Origin of the sequence: Amycolatopsis thailandensis, from assembly GCF_002234405.1 — a bacterium.
GTDB classification, from domain to species: Bacteria; Actinomycetota; Actinomycetes; order Mycobacteriales; family Pseudonocardiaceae; genus Amycolatopsis; species Amycolatopsis thailandensis.
The window spans coordinates 64,497-82,434 of the sequence record NZ_NMQT01000034.1 but is presented as its reverse complement, the minus strand read 5'-3'; the positions used below and the strand labels follow the sequence as shown (position 1 = coordinate 82,434).

Genomic DNA, 17,938 nt, shown 5'->3' with positions numbered 1-17,938 from the left:
GCCTCGACGAGCCGCCCCTTGGTCACCGCGTTGCAGCGGCAGATGACCGCCGACGCGGGCAGATCGGCCGGGCTCGACGCCGACGGCGCCCCGGCGGGCAGCGCGCGTCCCAGAAGGACGGCGAGCCGGTCTTCGGGCACCGGCGTGCCCCGGTCGTAGAGCTGGGTGATCGACGCGGCCGCATCGGGCAGGCCGAGCAGGATCGCGCCCGCCACGCGGTTTTCGCGGACGACGAGCTTGCCGTAGCGGCAGCCCACCGGGTCGCTGAAGGTGAGCACCTCGGCCGTCGGGTCGTCCGCGCCGGTCATCGTCTCGCCGAGCGCGGTGAGGTCGATTCCGCGGGCCTTCAGTCGCGTCACGGCCTGGGTGCCGCGATAGCGCGACGCGGACTTCGTGCCGGTGACCAGATCCGCGACGACTGCGGCCTGCTCCCACGCGGGTTGCACGAGCCCGCCGAACGCGCCGGGATGCTTCGCGCAGTCGCCGATCGCGTGGATCCGGCCGTCGCTGGTGCGGAGCAGATCGTCGACGACGATGCCGTTCTCGACGGCCAGCCCCGCATCCGCGGCCAGTTTCGTCTCGGGCCGGACGCCGGTGGAGACGACGATGAGGTCGGCGGGCACGTGCGTGCCGTCGTCGAGTTTGAGCCCGTCGCCGCTGACATAGCGCGCGGCCCCGACGCCGAGCCGGAAGTCGACGCCGAGTTCTTCGAGCTTCCTGGTCAGCACCCGCGCGGATTCCGCGTCCAGCTGCCGTTCCATGATGTGCGGCATCGGATGCACGACGGTGACCAGGTTTCCGCGTCCGGCGAGGCCTCGCGCGGCCTCCAGACCGAGCAGCCCGCCACCGAGGACGGCGACCGGCGCGCCCAGTTTGGCGGCGTCGAGGATGCGGGCGCAGTCGTCGAGGGTGCGGAACGCGACGACGTCCGGGCCGGGTTCGAGCCCCTCCACCGGCGGCATCCACGGATTCGCGCCAGTGGCGAGCACGAGCGCGTCGTAGTCCACAGTGGACCCGTCGTCGAGGTGGATCCGCCGCGAGTCACGGTCGATCGACGTCGCGGAGACACCGCGGCGCAGATCGGCGCGGGTGCGGGACGGCCATTCGTCGTCGTGCAGCCGGACGGCGTCCGGGCGCATGGTGCCGGCGACCACCGACGAGAGCAGTACCCGGTTGTAGGCGGTGTGCTTCTCCGCACCGACGACGGTGAGCCGCACGCGTTCACCCTCGGGATCGCGGCGCTGGATCTCGTCCGCGAGCCGCGCGCCCGCCATCCCGTATCCGGCGATGACCACCGACCGGGGGCTCACGCGACGACCTCGGCCGGGGCGAGCGCGACCGCGCACACCTTGAACTCGGGCATCCGGCTGGTCGGGTCGAGCGCCGGGTTGGTCAGCAGGTTCGCCCGCCCTTCACCGGGGAAGTGGAACGGCAGGAACACCAGGTCCGGGCGCAACGACGGCACGCAGCGGACCCGCGCGACGGTCTCCCCGCGCCGGGACCGCACGACGGCGAGATCTCCCTCGGCCAGTCCCGCCCGCGCCGCGGTGTCGGGATGAACTTCCACGAAAGCCTCCGCCACGACGTCGTTGAGTTCTTTGACCAGCCGGGTCTGCGCCCCGGACTGGTAGTGCTGCAGGACCCGTCCGGTGGTGGCCTGCAAGGGGAATTCGGCGTCGGGCGGCTCGGCCGGGCCGACGTGGTCCACCGGCACGAACCGCGCGCGGCCGTCCGGATGGGCGAAAGAGTCGAGGAACATCCGCGGTGTGCCGGGATGCGATTCCGCCGGGACGGGCCAGTACAGCGCCTCGCCGTCGCGGAGCCTGTCGTAGGTGATGCCCGAGTAGTCGGCGATGCCACCCTTGGACGCGCGGCGGAGCTCGGTGAAGACGGTCTCCGCGTCCGTCGGGAACCGGCCGTCGGGCTGGCCGAACCGGCGCGCGAGTTCGGAAAGCACGCAGAGATCGGTCTTCGCGCCGGACGGCGGATCGATCGCCTTGCGCCGCAGGAGGATCCGGCCTTCGAGGTTGGTCATCGTGCCGTCCTCCTCGGCCCATTGGGTGACCGGCAGGACGACGTCGGCCATCGCCGCGGTCTCCGAAAGGACGAGGTCGGAAACGACCAGGAAGTCCAAAGAGGACACTTTTTCCTGGATGCTCCCGGCGCGGGGCGCCGAAACGACGAGGTTGCTGCCGAACACCATCAGCGCGCTCGGCCCGTCTTCGGTGCCGAGCGCTTCCAGCAGCTCGACGGCCGAACGACCCGGTCCCGGCAGGGATTCCGGCGGCACGCCCCAGACCCCGGCGACGTACTCGCGCGCGGCGGGGTCGTCGATCTTGCGGTAGCCGGGCAGCTGATCGGCCTTCTGACCGTGCTCACGCCCGCCTTGTCCGTTGCCCTGCCCGGTCAGGCAGCCGAACCCGGACCCCTTGCGCCCCGGCAGCCCGAGGGCGAGCGAGAGGTTGATCCAGGCGTTGACCATCGCGGTGCCGTTGGCGTGCTGTTCGGTGCCGCGCGCGGTGAGAACGTAGGCGTTGCGGGCGGCGGCGAGCTTGGCGGCGACGCGGCGCTGATCCGCGGCGGAGACGCCGGTGACCTGCTCGACCCGTTCCGGCCACCACGCGGCGACCGACCGCCACAGCTCTTCGAAGCCGTTCGTGCGCTCGTCCACATAGGACTGATCGAGCAGCCCGTCGGCGACGACGGCGTGCAGGATCCCTTGCGCGAGAGCGAGGTCGGTGCCCGGCGCGGGCGCCAGGTGCAGTCCGGCCAGTTCCGCGGTCGGGGTGCGGCGCGGGTCGACGACGATCAGATCCGCGTGTTTGAGGTGCTGGGTGAACGGCGGCATCGTCTCGGCCGGGTTCGCGCCGATCAGCAGGACGGCGTCGGCGTCGGCGAGATCCGTGACCGGGAACGGCATCCCGCGGTCGGCGCCGAAGGCCTTGATCCCGGCGGCGGCCGCCGACGACATGCAGAACCGGCCGTTGTAGTCGATCTGCGAGGTACCCAGCGCGACGCGGGCGAACTTCCCAAGCAGGTACGCCTTTTCGTTGGTCAGCCCGCCTCCGCCGAAGACTGCGACCGAGTCGGCGCCCTTCGCGGCCCGGATCTCGGTGAGCCGTCGCGCGACGAGGTCGAGCGCCTGATCCCAGGTCGCGGGCCGGAGTCCGCCGTCGCTCCGGATCAGCGGCGTCGTCAGGCGGGAAGGCGAGGTGAGGAGCTCCCCCGACGTCCAGCCCTTCTGGCACAGGCCGCCGGCGTTGACCGGGAAGTCACGCGGGGCGACGCGGGCGCCGTCGAGGCTCATCCCGCACTGCAGGGCGCAGTACGGGCAGTGCGTGTCCACCGCGCGGGTGGGGACAGGGGTGGCGAGCGGCACGGGCACCTCCTCCAGGCGTCGATAGCGCTTGAAGGTAGGTAGGCCGTGTTACCTGAAAACTCCTGAATGTTTCAGGCGTTTGACATTGCCCGCCGCCGATGGACGTCACACCGTGAGGTCGAGGGACGACTATTCACCATGTGTATAGACTGTGTGTATAGTCGCCCGCATGTCCATCGGGAACACCTTGCTCGGCCTGCTCGAAGCGGGCCCCAAGCACGGTTACGACCTCAAGCAGCTCTACGACAAGCAGTTCCGCCAGGACCGGCCGCTGCACTACGGGCAGGTCTACTCGACGCTGAACCGGCTCCTGAAGAACGGGCTCGTCGAGGAGAACGGCGTCGAAGCGGGCGGCGGTCCGGACCGGAAGCGGTACGCGATCACCGAAGCCGGCGTCACCAACGTCGAGGAATGGCTGAAAAGTCCGGAAAGTCCCTCGGTCTACCTGCAGAACACGCTCTACACCAAGGTCGTGCTCGCGCTTCTGTCCGGCCGCGGCGCCCAAGATCTGCTCGACACCCAGCGCGCTTCCCACCTCCGCGCCATGCGTGAGCTCACCGCCCGCAAGACCGACGGCGACCTCGCCGACCAGCTGATCTGCGATCACGCGCTCTTCCATCTGGAAGCGGATCTGCGCTGGCTGGAACTCACCGCCGCCCGGCTCGACGATCTCGCGCGGCAACTGACGCGCTGACCTGGGGACCACAAAGTGGAAACACCGTTGTTACAAGGCTCGGGCCTGCACAAGGCCTTCGGCCCCGATCAGGCACTCGCCGGGGCAGGGCTGACGCTCGAAGCCGGCGAGATCGTCGCGATCATGGGCCCGTCGGGCTCCGGCAAATCGACCCTGCTGCACTGCCTGTCCGGCATCGTGCGGCCCGACGGAGGCCAGGTGCTGTTCCGCGGCCGCGACCTCGCGACCATGCACGACGCCGAACGCAGTGCCCTGCGGCGTACCGAGTTCGGCTTCGTCTTCCAGTTCGGGCAGCTCGTTCCGGAACTGACCTGCTTGGAGAACGTCGCGCTGCCACTGCGGTTGGGCGGCATCAAGCGCCGCCCCGCCGAGCGGCTCGCGCGGGACTGGCTCGACAGGCTGGAAGTCGGCGACTCGGACGACAGCATGCCCGGCCGGATTTCGGGCGGGGAGAGCCAACGGGTCGCCATGGCCAGGGCGCTGATCACCGAACCGTCGGTGATCAGCGCCGACGAACCCACAGGCGCGCTGGACACGCTCAGCGGCGAACTCGTCATGCGCCTGCTTTCCGAGACGGCGAAGCAGACGAACGCCGCCGTCGTCCTGGTCACCCACGAACCGCGGGTGGCCGCCTACTCAGACCGGGAGATCATCGTGCGAGACGGCCGGACACGTGAACCCGTGGTGACCCGATGACCGCACGCGAAGACCTGCTGCTGGGGTTCCGGCTGGCCGTCGGGGGCGGCCGGGGCTCGATCGTCAGGCTCGTCCTGAGCGCCGTCGGCATCGGGCTCGCGGTGGCGATCCTGCTGGCCGGCGCCTCCGCGGGCACCGTCAAGGAGAACCGGGACCAGCGGGCGTTCGCCTCGTACGTGCGAAGCGAGCCGATCCCCGGTGTCGCCCCGCTGGCCTACCGCGCGGCGACGACCGACTTCCGCGGTCAAGCGATCTCGCTCGTCCACGTGCGGCCCACCGGACCGAATTCGCCGATCCCGCCGGGCGTGGACCGGTTGCCCGCGCCGGGCGAGGTCTTCCTTTCGCCGAAGCTGGACGAACTCGTCGCCTCCGATACCAGTGGTCTGCTGGCGCCGCGGCTGCCCGGCAAACCGGTCGGGGTGATCGCGGCGGGGACCATGGTCAACCCGAACGACTTGCTGGCCTACGTCGGCACGGACACTTTGCCTTCCGGGTCGATGGTCTACGGCTTCGGCGCCGAACGCGGCTACGACGTCATGCTCGAACAGGGAATCCTGGCACTGCTGCTGATCGGTCTCTTCGTCCTGCTCACGCCGGTGTTCATCTTCATCGGGACGATCTCCCGGCTCGGCGGCGCCGCGCGCGACCGGCGGCTCGCCGCGGTGCGGCTGGCGGGCTCGTCCCTCCGGCAGCTGCGCCGGATCACCGCGGCGGAATCGCTCGTGAGCGCCGTGGCCGGGCTCGTCGTCGGCGCCGCGTTGTTCCTGCTGGTACGCGGTGTGGTGCCGGACCTCCAGGTGTTCCGCTTCGGGCTCTACCCGGAGGACCTCACGCCGCCGTGGCCGCTGGTGGTGCTGATCGTGCTGCTCGTCCCCGCGCTGACCGTGGTGACGGCGTGGTTCGCCCAGCGGCACACGATCGTCGAACCGCTCGGCGTGGTCCGCGAGTCCACGCCGCCGAAGCGCCGGCTGTGGTGGCGGCTGCTGCCGGTCCTCGCCGGAATCGCTTTGGTACTCCCGGACTTCGGCGTGGCGAGCGAACTCGGCCGCTGGGCGCTGATCGCCGGCGCGGTTCTGCTGATGCTCGGGATCCCGGCGCTGCTGCCGTGGCTGCTGGAACGCGTCGTGTCCCGGATCAAGGGCGGGTCGCCGTCGTTCCAGCTCGCGATCCGGCGCCTGCAAAGCGACAGCGGGACCCCGTCGCGGGTGGTCGCGGGCCTTTGCGTGGTGATCGCCGGGGCGATCGGGTTGCAGAGCCTGATGGCGGGACAGGCGGCGCTGGGCGCATACGAGGACACGACGGACGGCCGGACGATCGTCAACACGGAGGGCCCGGTGGCGGACAAGGCGATGGCCGCGGTGCGCGCGGTGCCGGGCGCGGCCGATGTCCAGGCCATGCGCTCGATGTTCGTCACCATGGACAACGCGCTCTCGTCGTTCGCCGTCGCCGACTGCCCCACGATCGAAGCGTCGGCGGGAGTGACGGGCTGCCACGACGGCGACGTGTTCGCCGAGCCGCCGTCGTTCCACAAAGGACAGTCGCTGACGCTCACCACCCTGGACAAGAAGGAACAGCCCTGGACCGTTCCGGTGACGCCACGACCGCTCGGCTCGAAGCCGGCGGGCATCGCCCAGTACCAGGGGGTGCGCGTGTTCGCGACGCCGTCCGCGATGGCGGGTGTCGATCTGACCGCCGCCTCGCTCACGATGAGCCTGCGTGACGGGGCCGCGAATCCGGACTTCGTCGAACTGGTGCGGAACTCGGTCGCCTCGCTCGGCTGGGAGGCCAACGTGAGCGCGTACAACAAGAACCGGATCAGCGACGAGGCCAGGATGTTCGGGGACGCGCGGAACATCCTGCTCGGCGGCGCGCTGTTCGTCCTGCTGCTGGCCGGGGTGAGCCTGCTCGTGCTCGCGCAGGAACAGGTCCGCGAACGGCGGCGGGCCCTCGGCGCGCTGTCCGCCACCGGGGTCCCCGTCCGCGTGATCTTCCGGTCCCTGGTGTGGCAGAACGGGATCCCGCTGCTGCTGGGGATCGTGATCGCGACGGCGACCGGGATCGGCATCGCCGCGGTGGGCAAGCGGATGTTCTGGAGGTCGCTGTACATCGACTGGGCCGCGGTCGGGGTGCTCGCCGCGGCGGCGATCGTGATGGTGCTGCTGGTGACGGCGTCGACGCTGCCGTCCGTGCGCTCGGCGGCGAAGACGGAGAGTCTGCGCACCGACTGAGCCCGTTCCCGTGGAGGCCTCTTGTCCAAGGGGCCTCCACGGACTCACAGCACGGCGCTGACGTCGCGGGCGGCGGCGCGGAGACCGTCGTGCGCCGCTCGCGTCGATCGCGGGTCGAGAGCGTTGGCGGCCAGGCGGAAAAGGACCGCGCGCAGCAGGAGCTGAGGCCATTCGGGCAGATGCGCCCAGCGTTCGAGAAGTTCGATGGTGGCGCCGCCCCAGGCCAGCGCGTCGACCGCGACGATCGCGGCGCCCCACTCCCCAGGCCGGTAGTACGGCACGAAATCGACGATGCCGGGGGCCTCGGCGCCGTCGAAGAGCACCCCGGCGAGCAGCTCCCCGTGGACGACCTGGTCCGGCAGTTTGACCGGTCTTCGGGAGCCCGCCAGCACCTCGAACCAGCGGCCGCCCTTGTTCTCGTCGAGGGACATGTCCGCCTCGCCCCAGGCGAGTTTGTCGGCCAGCGCCTCGAGATCGGTGCGCCGTCCCAGGAAGTCCGGCCGCGGCAGCCCCGCCGTCGACCGGTGCAGTTTGACCGCCGCGTGCACGACCTCGTCGTAGCGGTGCTCGGCCGTACCGGACACGAACCGGTTCGCCGACCAGCCGCCGACCACCCAGCGGCCGTCGCTGGACCGGACCGGCTTCGCGACCCGCAGTCCCGGCTCGTCGACGGCTTCCAGCGCCCGGGCCGTCCACAGGGTCCGCGACTTGTCCTCGACCGGCTTGAGCACGAGATCGGCGTAGCGCCAGGCTGTGGTGCCGGGCATCGGCTCCGCGTCACCGTCACGTCCGCCGAACGCCGAACAGACGTGTTCCGGAGGGCTCTCAAGGGTGGCACGCACGGCTGGGCACGTTACCCCGTCTTCCGTGCCACGAACGAGAAGACGCGCTGGTCATCGAGTAGCGATACTCAAGACACAATCACGCCTGACCAGCCGTTCTTCCGCCGCGCTTCCCCCGACCGGCTCCGGGCTGGTCCGTGAAGGCCTCCTTGAGGGACCCAGGGTCCGTGAAGGCCTCCTTCACTACCTTCAGGGTAGGCAAGGAGGCCTTCACGACCCCTCGACGCGCGAAATATCCCTTTTGGGCTTTTAGGCTTGGGTGCGCGTGCAATGAAAGGCTCTTTCCTTGCAAATTTGGCAAGGAAAGAGCCTTTCATTGCATCAGCGACCAGGAGCCCAAACACCCGGGAGAGCAAGGGACCTTTGCTAGCGTTCGTTAGCACACTAACTAACGACAGCAAAGGTCCCTTGCTCTCTTCCCGCAGGTCAGCGACCCCAAGCCTCAGTACGTCGGCAGGCTCTGGTCGATCTGCCGCGCCCAAGCCAGCACGCCGCCACCGAGGTGGGTCGCGTCCTTGAACCCGGCCTGGTGCAGCGCCGCGAGCGCCTCCGCCGAACGCGCGCCCGACTTGCAGTGCAGCACGATCGGCTTGTCCTGCGGCAGTTCCGCCAGCGCCTCGCCCGAGAGGATCCGGTCCTTCGGGATCAGCGTCGCGCCCTTGATGTTGACGATCTCGTACTCGTGCGGCTCACGGACGTCGATGAGGGCGAAGTTGTCGCCGTTGTCGAACTTGGCCTTGAGCTCCGCCGGAGTGATCGTGCTGCCCGCGGCGGCCGAAGCGGCTTCGTCGGACACGACGCCGCAGAAGGCTTCGTAGTCGATGAGCCCGGTGATCTTCGGGGTCTCCGGATCCTTGCGGATCTTGACCTCGCGGTACTTCATCTCCAGCGCGTCGTAGCTGACGAGCCTGCCCAGCAGCGGCTCACCGATGCCGGTGATCAGCTTGATCGCCTCGTTGACCATGATCGAACCGATCGACGCGCAGAGCACGCCCAGCACGCCGCCCTCGGCGCACGACGGGACCATGCCGGGCGGCGGCGGCTCGGGGTAGAGGTCGCGGTAGTTGAGGCCCTTGCCGTTCGGCGCGTCCTCCCAGAACACGCTCGCCTGCCCCTCGAACCGGTAGATCGAGCCCCACACGTAGGGCTTCCCGGTGAGCACGGCGGCGTCGTTGACCAGGTAGCGCGTCGCGAAGTTGTCGGTGCCGTCGAGGATCAGGTCGTACTGCTCGAACAGCTCCAGCGCGTTCGACGACTCCAGCCGGTCGGTGTGCAGGTGCACCTTCACGAAGGGGTTGATCTCGGCGATGGTCTCCTGCGCCGACGCGGCCTTGAGCTTGCCGATGTCGGACTGGCCGTGGATGACCTGGCGGTGCAGGTTCGATTCGTCGACCTCGTCGAAGTCGACGATGCCGAGCGTGCCGACCCCGGCCGCGGCCAGGTACAGCAGCGCCGGGCTGCCGAGGCCACCGGCGCCGATGACCAGCACCTTGGCGTTCTTCAACCGCTTCTGCCCGGTCACCCCGACGTCCGGGATGATCAGGTGACGGCTGTACCGGGCCACCTCTTCCTTGGTGAGCTCGGCGGCCGGCTCGACGAGCGGCGGCAGCGTGCCTGACATCGGGTCCTCCATCTCGCGTGGATCGCGGGTCGCATCCCAGTATCTACAACACGAGAAGGCGGAAACGACTTCCCCTGTTTCAAATCCTGGGATATTCCAGCACGTGAGACGGCGAGGGCTAAGGTGTCTGATTCGGCCAGGAGCCCGGCTTGCAGACGAGGCCGTCCGCGGGCACTCTGCCGCGGTCGCCACCGGGGAGATTGTTCAGCTGTGCCACGAAGTCGTTGGAGACGCCGAACGTCTGCTGCATCATCACCGGCGCGATCCCGCCGTTCACCTTGCAGCCCACGTGCTTTCCGCCCAGGGCGTGCCCGACCTCGTGATTGATGGCGTACTGGCGATACCCGGTCATGTCGCTCTCGAAGGCCATCGCCCCCCGCACCCAGCGGGCGAGGTTGATCACCACGCGCTTGTCGAAACTCGACCGGTAGCACGACGTCTCGTAGGTGATCTGGAACATGCAGACGTCCGCGCGGTGCGTCGTGTTGGGTGTGGTGAGACTCACCCGGAAGCTGGGGTTCGGGAAACTCGCATCGACACGCTGGAGCGCCTTCTTGCCGTCCCACGTCCAGCTCTTGGGATTGGACAGGGTGGCCTCCACCATCGAGGCGAAGCTGTCGTCACCGCCGTAGCTGGCCGAGTCGATTCCGTCCTCGACTTCGATGGTGTACGTGTACAGCTGTCCCGTGCCGACCTTCTCGCCCTTGCCCGGCACCACGTGATAGGTGCCCTGACCGGACTCGGTGAAGACGCCGCCCTTGGGCAGGTCGGCGGTCGGGATCTTGAGGTCGACCGGTTTGGCCGGGTTCTCCGGGAGGACGTCGCCACTGCCGTCGACACCGGTGCCGCTCTCCCCGCCGTCACCGCCCGAGCTGTCGGACGAAGCGAGACTCGTGCCGTCGGAGGCGATCGGCTCGGCCGGACCGGTGGCGGTGTTGAACACGACCAGCGCGGTGATCACCACGAGGATCGGCAGCGCGTACACGCGCCAGCCGTAGGTCTTGGCGAAGTGGCCGATGCCGCCCTTGCTCTTGCGCTTGGCGGCCTTGCCCTTCGCGGCGCCGGGCTCGTGCGGCTTCCAGGACGCGCTGAGCGGCTGGGCGCTGGTCCGGCGACCGCCCGGGCGGTAACGGTCCTCGTCGAGCCGCTGCGAGGGCGGCGGTGTCGGACGGTACTGACCGGTGCGCGGGACCTCCGAGGTCCGGGGCTGAGCGCGCGACGGACGGCGGGCGGATGCGGAGTACTGAGACCGCCGACCTTCGCCCTGCGCGCCTTGCTTAACCCGATCCACGCGCACCAGGGTGCCATAACCGAACTGTGATGTTGTGAGCGACCGGCGCTTCGCGCGGCGTGTCCCGCCCACCCGAATGGGCTACCAGGTGTCCGTTTCGACCGCTTCCCACATGCCTAAAACGGCCTTCGCTACGACATTCGGGCGTTCCATCTGCGCCACATGGCCGGTTCGGGGGAGAACGAGCAACCGGGCGTGCGGAATCAGCCGAGCGGTCCGCTCCGCGCGCCGGACGGAGATCACCCGGTCGTGCTGCCCCCACACGACGAGCGTCGGCGTGGCGACCGTCGGCGCGACGGCCCACAGCGACGCGGGGCCGCGCGCGGACCACGTCCGGAAGATGCCGAACGTGCTGCGGGCCAGCGCGGGGGCGGCCCAGGCGAACTCGGCGCGGGCGCTGTGCTCCTGTTCGAGCTCGTCCAGCCTGCTTTCGGCGAAGCGCGCCGGGTCGGCGAAGCACAGCTTGATGACCTGCATGGCGCGTTCGCGCGGGCCGAGCGCGGCCAGCTGACGGCGCACCCGCGGGCCGATCAACGGCAGGTAGGCGAACGCCATCCGCGGGTCGGACAGCCGCTTCATGCTGGGCCGGAGGTCCGGCATCGCGGGAGAGATCAGCGTCAGCGTCTTCACCAGCTCCGGACGGCGGGCCGCGACGAGCAGCGCGACCGCACCGCCCATCGAGTTGCCGAGCAGGTGCACGGGCCCGGTTTCGAGGCTCTCGATGTGGTTCGCGACCACTTCGGCGTGCGCGTCGAGGCTGAAGTCGAAGTCGTCGGCTGGCTCCGAATAGCCGAAGCCCGGCAAATCGACCGAAGTGCCGCCCGCTTCGGGCGCCAGCAGCGCGGCGAGGTCGGTCCAGTTCGTGGACGAGCCGCCGAGCCCATGGACGTAGACCGCCGTCTCCGGGCCGCCCGGCGTCCGGCGGATGTGCAATTTCACCCCGCCGACACCTATTGTTTCCCCGGGCCAAGGTGGCGGCGTGGGGTCCAGCGACGGCATCGACCTGCGCGACAGCGGCACGTGGGTCAGCGGCGGACGACCCCGGGCGGCACGGGAAACTGGAGAAGGCACAGTGCCAAGGATGCCCGACCCTTGGCGGTCCGGCCGTACCGGCGAGTAATCTTGAGCTCACTTCACGCGGCGGTGACCCCGCCCCGCGGAGCCCGCTCGACTGCGCTGATGAGTCAGGCTGACGCGTTCTCGGCGGAGACGAGTGCCTCGAACTGGAGGAACGATGACAGAAATGGCGCGACTGGCCCGAGGAGTCCGGCTGCCCAGGACGGAACGCCGCGCCCAGCTGCTGGCCGCCGCGCAGCGTGTGTTCGCCGCGAACGGCTACCACGCCGCCGCGATGGACGAGATCGCGGAAGAGGCCGGGGTCAGCAAGCCGGTCCTCTACCAGCACTTCCCCGGCAAGCTCGACCTCTACATCGCGTTGCTGGAGAGCCACGTCGACGAACTGGTGCGACGGGTCAAGGAGGCGCTCGACTCCACGACGGACAACAAGCAGCGCGTCCCGGCGACCGTCGGCGCGTTCTTCGACTTCGTCAACAACGACGCCGGCGCGTTCCGCATGGTCTTCGAGTCCGACCTGCGCGGCGAGCCCGCCGTGCAGGAGGCGGTGGACCGGGCGACGTCGGCCAGTGTCGACGCGATCACCGAGACCATCACCGCCGACGCGGGCCTCGACGAGGACAAGGCCCGGCTGCTCGCCGTCGGCCTCGTGGGCCTCTCGCAGGTCAGCGCGCGGTTCTGGCTGGCGCACCACAAGTCGATGAGCCGCGAAGAGGCCGTCGCCCTCACCGCCAACCTCGCCTGGCGAGGCATCGGCGGTGGCTTCCCGCTCCAGCACTGATCCCTGCGTTTCGTCCTCTGAATGCGGTCCTTGCGCAGGCAACTACCGCATTCAGAGGACGAAGTGCGCGGGGTTACTGGGGCAGCAGCTTCTTGATCCGGTCCGCGGCGGCCTGGGCGTCGGCGACGACCTTCGCGGTGTCGATGCCGACAACGCGCCCTTCGCGCTTGAGAGCGCGGCCGTCGACGAAGACCCACGAGACGTTCGCGGGCTGGGTGTTGAAGACCAGCTGATTCACCCAGTCCACCTTCGGCGCGAAGTTGACCGCCTGGGCGTCGACCAGCTGGAGGTCCGCCCGCTTGCCCGGCGTGAGCGACCCGATCTCCTTGTCCATCCCGAGCGCTTCCGCGCCGCCGAGCGTCGCCATGCGCAGGACGTCGGCCGTGGTCGGGTAGACGGCCGGATCCGTCGCGATCGCCCGCTGGAGGCCGACGGCCGCTCGCATCACGTTGAACATGTCGCTCGTGTCGTTGGTGCCGCCGTCGAGCCCGAGCCCGACCTTCATCGCCCGCTTCTTCATCTCCGGCAGCCTGATCACGCCGGACGCGAGCCGCATGTTCGACAGCGGGTTGTGCGCCACGCCGACCCCGGCGGCCGCGAGTTCGTCGAGATCGGCGTCGGTGGCCTGGATGACGTGGTTCGCCACCAGCCCGGGGTGCAGCGCGCCGGCCCGCCGGAGCGCGTCCATCTGCCCCGCGGTCAGATCGGCCTTCGATTCGAGCAGGTGCACGTTCAGCGAGACACCGAGCTCGCGCGCGAGCTTCTCCGACGCCTCGGCACTCGGGAAGTTCCCGGTGGACGGATGCGTGCCGATCTGGAGGCGCGCCAGCGGATTCGGGTCGATGACCTCCCGCTTCACCCGGCGGATCTCGTTTTGCAGCGCGGTATCGGTGGTTCCGTTGTAGGAGTAGAGGAAACGCAGTTTCGACTCGCCGAGCGCGCGGAGGCCGCCCTTGGCGAAGTCGGTGTTGAACGCGTGCGACCAGTCGGTGACCGTGGTGATGCCCGTGGAGACGACGTCGGCGGCCGCGAGCTTCGTCCCCGCGTACGCGTCCGCGTCGGTCACCGGCGCCCGGTACAGCGGGATGACGCATTTGCCGAGCCAGCCGATGAGTTCCTTGTCGGCCGCGCAGCCGCGGATGAGCGACTGCCACAGGTGGTTGTGCAGGTCGACGAACCCGGGCAGGACGATCTTGCCGCGCCCGTCGACGACTTTCGCCGAGCCCGCGTCGAGGTCCTTGCCGACCTGTTTGATCTTGGCGCCTTCCAGCACGACGTCGGCGTCGGCGAGGGCGCCGAGCGGTCCTTCGCCGAGGCTGGGGTCCATCGTGAGCACCATCGAGGCGTCACGGATGACGACGCGGCCGGCACCGGTGAACTCCGCTTCGCTCCCGGCTTCGGTGTTCCCGCCGCCGAGACCGCCGAGCAGGGCGGCGCCGAGGCCGACGGCGAGCGTGAGGCTGAAGACGGACAGGACGGATCTGCGCTGTTTCATCGTTTCAACTCCCCAGTCGAAAGCAGCGTTGCAAGATCACGCTAGCGCCTCCGGGGAGAGCAAGGGACCTTTGCTATCGCTTTCGGCCATCCAGCGGAAGCCTGCCCGGCCCGGTTTCGGTTTGAATCGGGCGACCGCGTTGCCGATCCGCGAGGAGTAGTCCATGCCCCACATCGCGCTCGACGAGAACCTGCCCGGCATCTCCGCGTTGTTCGCCTACCGGCCGGAGACGGCGGCGCCGCTCAAGCAACTCGCCGAAGTCCTGCTTCGCGGCCCGAGCAGCCTCAGCGTGGGTGAACGCGAGCTGATCAGCGCGGTCGTCTCGCGCGGCAACGACTGCACGTTCTGCTCACGCAGTCACGCCGCCATCGCCGCCGAAGCACTCGAAGGCGGCATGCCGGTCGTCGAAGCCGCTTGGGCGGACGTCGACGGCGCGCCCGTTTCGGCGAAGGTGAAGGCGCTCCTGCACGTCGCGCTCGCCGTCCGCGAAGGCGGGAAATCCGTGGGCGAAGACCTGATCGCCGTCGCCCGCGCCGAGGGCGCGACGGACGTCGAAATCCACGACACGGTCCTGATCGCGGCCGCGTTCTGCATGTTCAACCGGTACGTCGACGGGCTGGCCACCATCGCGCCGGACGACCAGGAGGCCTATCAAGGGATGGGCGCCCGGCTCCTCCAAGAGGGCTACACCCGCCTCTGAACGGAGCAAGGGACCTTTGCTCACGTCGGTTAGTGCACTAACGAACGTGAGCAAAGGTCCCTTGCTCCCTCTTCAGACCCTCGCGGCGCGGCGGACGAGGGCGGCAATACGGTCTGAGACTTCCTGCGCCCGTTCCTGCGGAAGCATGTGCCCTGCTCCCGGATAGCGCACGAATTCGGCCTCCGGCAGCGCGTCGGCGATGACCTTGGCGTGCGGGGTCGGGCAGAGCCGGTCCCGCTCCCCCGACAGCACGATCACCGGTTTCCCCTGCAACGCGGCCAGCGTGACGCGGCAGTCGTGCCGCGAGATCGCGTCCTGGAATCCGGCGACGCTCGCCGGATGCGCGCACAGCAGCTGCTCGGCGACCGAGTCCACATCGGCCCGCCGAGGACGCCGCCCGAAGACGAGCAGCCGCGCGCCGGGGCGCACCACGGACAGCGGCAACGGCAAGGCGTCCCGGCGGTTCTTCGCGAGCAGCTTCGCGAGCCTCCGTTCGAACCTCGCCGCGCCACTGCCCGCGATCCCCGGCAAGCCGAGGGTGATCCGGTCCATCTCACCGGAAGATGTGGCGACGAACGCGACCCCTGCGACGCGCCGGGCCACGAGTTCGGGGTGCCTGCGGGACAGTTCCATGATCGTCATGCCGCCCATGGAGTGACCGGCGAGCACGAGCGGCCCGTTCGGGACGCGCTCCTGGATCAGCTCCGCGAGATCGTCGGCGAGGGTCGCGATCGTGGCCGTGCCCGGTTTCGCCGGCGCGGAGCCGCCGTGACCGCGCAGGTCGTAGCGCAGGGTCCGGACGGAATCGCCGAGCCGCGACGTCACGCCGTCCCAGGTCCGGTGGTCCTGGGTCCAGCCGTGCACAAGGACCAGTGTGAGCTCGGAGTCGGCGGGACCGCTCGTCTCGACGTGCAGGGCGGTGCCGTCGGCGGTCACGAAGCGGTGCTCGCGCGACGGATCCCAGGAGACGGTGCCGCGCTGCTTGACGCCCCTCATCGCTTCCCCGGCAGCAGGAAGGACTTGCGCCAGAAGTACATGCCGGGCTTGCCGACCAGACCGGATTCCTGGAGGAACGGCATGATCTTCTCGCCCGCCCAGCGCACGCTCTCCTGCCAGTTCGGGTTGTTCATCGCGGCTTCCACACCGTCACGCGGCCGGATGCCGACTGCCTTGTAGACGCGCGGGTTGATGAACGCCCGGGTCACGAAGTACGAAATCAGCGCGATGATGAACTGCTGATAGATGATTTCTTTCTTCGTCAGCTTCGCCATCCCGCGAGTGACCTCTTCGCGGGCGAAGGTGACGTGCCGGGCTTCTTCGAGAACGTGGATCCGGTTGACCATGCGCACCAGCGGCTGGATGTCCGGGTCGTTCATCTGCTCGCGCTGAAGCCGGTCGAGGACCTCTTCGGCGACAAGGATCGCGCCGTAACGCGCGGGGCCGTAGCTGATCGACGGCATCAGTTTCGCCAGCCGCCGCAGCCACGGCACGGGCCCGTAGGACGGGCAGCCGATCCGCGAAGCCATCCGCGCGAACATCGTCGAGTGACGGCATTCGTCCGCGATCTCGGTCAGCGCGTACTGCGCGTGCGAACTGGTCGGGTCCTCGTCGTAGACCTCTTTGAGCAGCATCTGCATCAGGAGGATTTCGAACCACAGCCCGGTCGTGGCGACACTCGCGACCTCGTGCTTGCCCAGTTCGATGCGCTGCTCTTCCGACAGCGAGTCCCACAACTTCGTGCCGTAGAGCGAAGAACGGTGTGCCGGGATGTAGCGCTTCCCGTCCACGAGCGGAGCGTTCCAGTCGATGTCGACGTCGGGGTCGTAGAACTTGTTGGCGGAAGACTTCAGCAGCCGCTCGGCCGTCTTCTCCCGGTCTGTCTCTTTCAGCGCCCGCGTCATTGCCGACACACCCCTATCTGTAACTCGTGGTAACAGTTACCTCTGGTAGCATGACTTGGGTGATCGAACGTGTCAAGCGCAACAGCAAGCAGTCGAGCAAGCACCCCACGGCGGGTGAGGCCGACACGGGTGACGCCCGTCGCGACCGCTGGCGCAAGCACCGGATCGCGCGCCGCGCGGAGTTCGTCGAGGCCGCCCTCCGCGCCCTCGACACCCACGGCCCGGACCTCGGCATGGAGGACGTCGCCGCCGAAGCGGGCGTCACGAAACCCGTGCTGTACCGGCACTTCGACGACAAGGCGGATCTGTACGTCGCGCTCGGTCAGCGCGGCACGGAGATCCTCTTCCAGCGGCTGATCCCGGCGATCAACTCCGAGCTGGCGCCGGTCCCCCGGATCCGGATGGCGCTCGACTCGTTCTTCAGCGTCATCGAGGAGCACCCCAACCTGTACCGCTTGCTCGCGCGCGGCGGACTGCAGGAGAAGGTGCTCGTCAAGTCCGACGTCGTCGCCGAGGACAAAGAACTGATCGCCACCGCGCTGACCGCGCTGCTCGGCGACTACATGCGGATGTTCAACATGGACTCCGGCGCCGCCGAACCGTGGGCGCACGGCATCGTCGGCATGGTGCAGAGCACCGGCGAATGGTGGCTGGACCGGCGCTCGATGGGCCGCGACAGCGTCGTCGAATACCTGACGCAGATCATCTGGGCCGCGATCGACGGCCTCTCCCGGCAGCAGGGCATCGTCATCGACCCGAATCTGCCGCTCGAAGAGAACAAGGTCGTCCAGATGCGGAAGACCGAGGAAAAGCAGGTGGAGGGGCAATGAGCGAGCACGACGAAGACGGCTACGCCGGCGAAGCGGTCCTCGTGATCGACGGAGCCGAGATCGCGGCCACGGTCGACCTGCGGGGCTACTTCCAGCCCATCGACGGGTACTACCGCTGGTACGGCCGCGTGGCGACCAACGAGCAGGTGTCCGCGGCAGCCGGTGGTAAGAAGACCGCCGTCGAGATCCGCGCGGGCGAGTACAGCGCGAAGGGCGAACTCTCCGACCCGGACCCGTGGGACCGCTACCGCATCATGGGCACCAGCACGCCTCCGTTCCACGTGCCGACCAGCCTCGAAGAGCTGAACGAACTCAACGCCTGAGGCCTTTACGGACTTCCGGGCCCCGCGCGACAGCAAGGGACCTTTGCTCTCTTTGGTTAGCGTGCTAACGAACGGGAGCAAAG

16 protein-coding genes are annotated in these 17,938 nt (G+C 69.0%); 7 read left to right on the top strand and 9 right to left on the bottom strand.

The features are described 5' to 3' along the window. Positions 1-1,310, bottom strand: a 1,310-nt coding sequence (locus tag CFP71_RS11275; protein ID WP_093933781.1) for an NAD(P)/FAD-dependent oxidoreductase, incomplete at its 3' end; no start/stop codon positions are given. Then, the gene (locus CFP71_RS11270) at positions 1,307-3,379 is read right to left on the bottom strand and encodes a molybdopterin oxidoreductase family protein (protein WP_143267067.1); all 2,073 of its coding nucleotides are present in this window, start codon (positions 3,377-3,379) and stop codon (positions 1,307-1,309) included. The genes CFP71_RS11270 and CFP71_RS11275, both read right to left, overlap by 4 nt. A gap of 169 nt (positions 3,380-3,548) precedes the next feature. Here CFP71_RS11270 and CFP71_RS11265 point away from each other — a divergent pair, with 169 nt between their 5' ends. The 3 genes from CFP71_RS11265 to CFP71_RS11255 are packed head-to-tail and all read left to right on the top strand — an operon-like array spanning position 3,549 to position 6,997. After that, the gene (locus CFP71_RS11265; RefSeq protein ID WP_093933780.1) at positions 3,549-4,073 is read left to right on the top strand and encodes a PadR family transcriptional regulator; all 525 of its coding nucleotides are present in this window, start codon (positions 3,549-3,551) and stop codon (positions 4,071-4,073) included. 15 nt (positions 4,074-4,088) lie between these two features. Further along, positions 4,089-4,769, top strand: a complete 681-nt coding sequence (locus tag CFP71_RS11260) for an ABC transporter ATP-binding protein (protein ID WP_093933779.1) — start codon at positions 4,089-4,091, stop codon at positions 4,767-4,769. Beyond that, a complete protein-coding gene (locus CFP71_RS11255; protein WP_093933778.1) occupies positions 4,766-6,997 on the top strand; it encodes an FtsX-like permease family protein in 2,232 nt (743 codons plus the stop codon). The genes CFP71_RS11260 and CFP71_RS11255 overlap by 4 nt, the downstream gene beginning before the upstream one ends. Positions 6,998-7,041: 44 nt before the next feature. On the opposite strand, the gene CFP71_RS11250 is transcribed toward CFP71_RS11255, so the two are convergent. The 4 genes from CFP71_RS11250 to CFP71_RS11235 all read right to left on the bottom strand — a co-directional run bounded on the left by CFP71_RS11250 (position 7,042) and on the right by CFP71_RS11235 (position 11,690). Continuing rightward, positions 7,042-7,839: a TIGR02569 family protein gene (locus CFP71_RS11250; RefSeq protein ID WP_093933777.1), complete on the bottom strand. Its 798-nt coding sequence runs from the start codon at positions 7,837-7,839 to the stop codon at positions 7,042-7,044. A gap of 442 nt (positions 7,840-8,281) precedes the next feature. Continuing rightward, a complete protein-coding gene (moeZ, locus tag CFP71_RS11245) occupies positions 8,282-9,460 on the bottom strand; it encodes an adenylyltransferase/sulfurtransferase MoeZ (protein WP_093933776.1) in 1,179 nt (392 codons plus the stop codon). Between the two features lie 118 nt (positions 9,461-9,578). Continuing rightward, positions 9,579-10,751: a DUF3152 domain-containing protein gene (locus CFP71_RS11240; RefSeq protein ID WP_093933788.1), complete on the bottom strand. Its 1,173-nt coding sequence runs from the start codon at positions 10,749-10,751 to the stop codon at positions 9,579-9,581. A gap of 81 nt (positions 10,752-10,832) precedes the next feature. Then, a complete protein-coding gene (locus CFP71_RS11235; protein WP_167406079.1) occupies positions 10,833-11,690 on the bottom strand; it encodes an alpha/beta fold hydrolase in 858 nt (285 codons plus the stop codon). Positions 11,691-11,985: 295 nt separating this feature from the next. On the opposite strand from CFP71_RS11235, the gene CFP71_RS11230 reads away from it, so the two are divergent. Continuing rightward, complete coding sequence (locus CFP71_RS11230; protein ID WP_005167618.1) at positions 11,986-12,606, top strand: TetR/AcrR family transcriptional regulator; 621 nt, start codon at positions 11,986-11,988, stop codon at positions 12,604-12,606. Between the two features lie 73 nt (positions 12,607-12,679). Here the strand turns inward: CFP71_RS11230 and CFP71_RS11225 are convergent, their stop codons facing one another. Then, positions 12,680-14,101 carry an amidohydrolase family protein gene (locus CFP71_RS11225; RefSeq protein WP_093933775.1) on the bottom strand — a complete coding sequence of 474 codons (1,422 nt, stop codon included), beginning with the start codon at positions 14,099-14,101 and terminating at the stop codon, positions 12,680-12,682. 163 nt (positions 14,102-14,264) lie between these two features. Between CFP71_RS11225 and CFP71_RS11220 the strand changes: the two genes are divergently transcribed. Further along, complete coding sequence (locus CFP71_RS11220; protein ID WP_093933774.1) at positions 14,265-14,801, top strand: carboxymuconolactone decarboxylase family protein; 537 nt, start codon at positions 14,265-14,267, stop codon at positions 14,799-14,801. 72 nt (positions 14,802-14,873) lie between these two features. On the opposite strand, the gene CFP71_RS11215 is transcribed toward CFP71_RS11220, so the two are convergent. Next, positions 14,874-15,797: an alpha/beta fold hydrolase gene (locus CFP71_RS11215; protein WP_093933773.1), complete on the bottom strand. Its 924-nt coding sequence runs from the start codon at positions 15,795-15,797 to the stop codon at positions 14,874-14,876. Continuing rightward, positions 15,794-16,702, bottom strand: coding sequence for an AurF N-oxygenase family protein (locus CFP71_RS11210; RefSeq protein WP_167406078.1), 909 nt, complete (start codon positions 16,700-16,702; stop codon positions 15,794-15,796). Before CFP71_RS11210 ends, CFP71_RS11215 begins: the two co-directional genes overlap by 4 nt. A 50-nt stretch (positions 16,703-16,752) precedes the next feature. Here CFP71_RS11210 and CFP71_RS11205 point away from each other — a divergent pair, with 50 nt between their 5' ends. Both CFP71_RS11205 and CFP71_RS11200 read left to right on the top strand, forming a co-directional pair. Continuing rightward, positions 16,753-17,532 (top strand): TetR/AcrR family transcriptional regulator, encoded by a 780-nt coding sequence (locus CFP71_RS11205; protein ID WP_093933771.1) that lies wholly within the window; start codon positions 16,753-16,755, stop codon positions 17,530-17,532. Then, the gene (locus CFP71_RS11200; protein WP_093933770.1) at positions 17,529-17,855 is read left to right on the top strand and encodes a DUF4873 domain-containing protein; all 327 of its coding nucleotides are present in this window, start codon (positions 17,529-17,531) and stop codon (positions 17,853-17,855) included. Before CFP71_RS11205 ends, CFP71_RS11200 begins: the two co-directional genes overlap by 4 nt. Positions 17,856-17,938: the final 83 nt, after the last annotated feature.

Bases quoted from the DNA above. Each gene is read 5' to 3' on its own strand.
- CFP71_RS11265 (WP_093933780.1), top strand. From the start codon at position 3,549: ATGTCCATCGGGAACACCTTGCTCGGCCTGCTCGAAGCGGGCCCCAAG.
- CFP71_RS11255 (WP_093933778.1), top strand. From the start codon at position 4,766: ATGACCGCACGCGAAGACCTGCTGCTGGGGTTCCGGCTGGCCGTCGGG.
- moeZ (WP_093933776.1), bottom strand. From the start codon at position 9,460: ATGTCAGGCACGCTGCCGCCGCTCGTCGAGCCGGCCGCCGAGCTCACC.
- CFP71_RS11230 (WP_005167618.1), top strand. From the start codon at position 11,986: ATGACAGAAATGGCGCGACTGGCCCGAGGAGTCCGGCTGCCCAGGACG.
- CFP71_RS11225 (WP_093933775.1), bottom strand. From the start codon at position 14,101: ATGAAACAGCGCAGATCCGTCCTGTCCGTCTTCAGCCTCACGCTCGCC.
- CFP71_RS11220 (WP_093933774.1), top strand. From the start codon at position 14,265: ATGCCCCACATCGCGCTCGACGAGAACCTGCCCGGCATCTCCGCGTTG.
- CFP71_RS11215 (WP_093933773.1), bottom strand. From the start codon at position 15,797: ATGAGGGGCGTCAAGCAGCGCGGCACCGTCTCCTGGGATCCGTCGCGC.
- CFP71_RS11210 (WP_167406078.1), bottom strand. From the start codon at position 16,702: ATGACGCGGGCGCTGAAAGAGACAGACCGGGAGAAGACGGCCGAGCGG.
- CFP71_RS11205 (WP_093933771.1), top strand. From the start codon at position 16,753: ATGACTTGGGTGATCGAACGTGTCAAGCGCAACAGCAAGCAGTCGAGC.
- CFP71_RS11200 (WP_093933770.1), top strand. From the start codon at position 17,529: ATGAGCGAGCACGACGAAGACGGCTACGCCGGCGAAGCGGTCCTCGTG.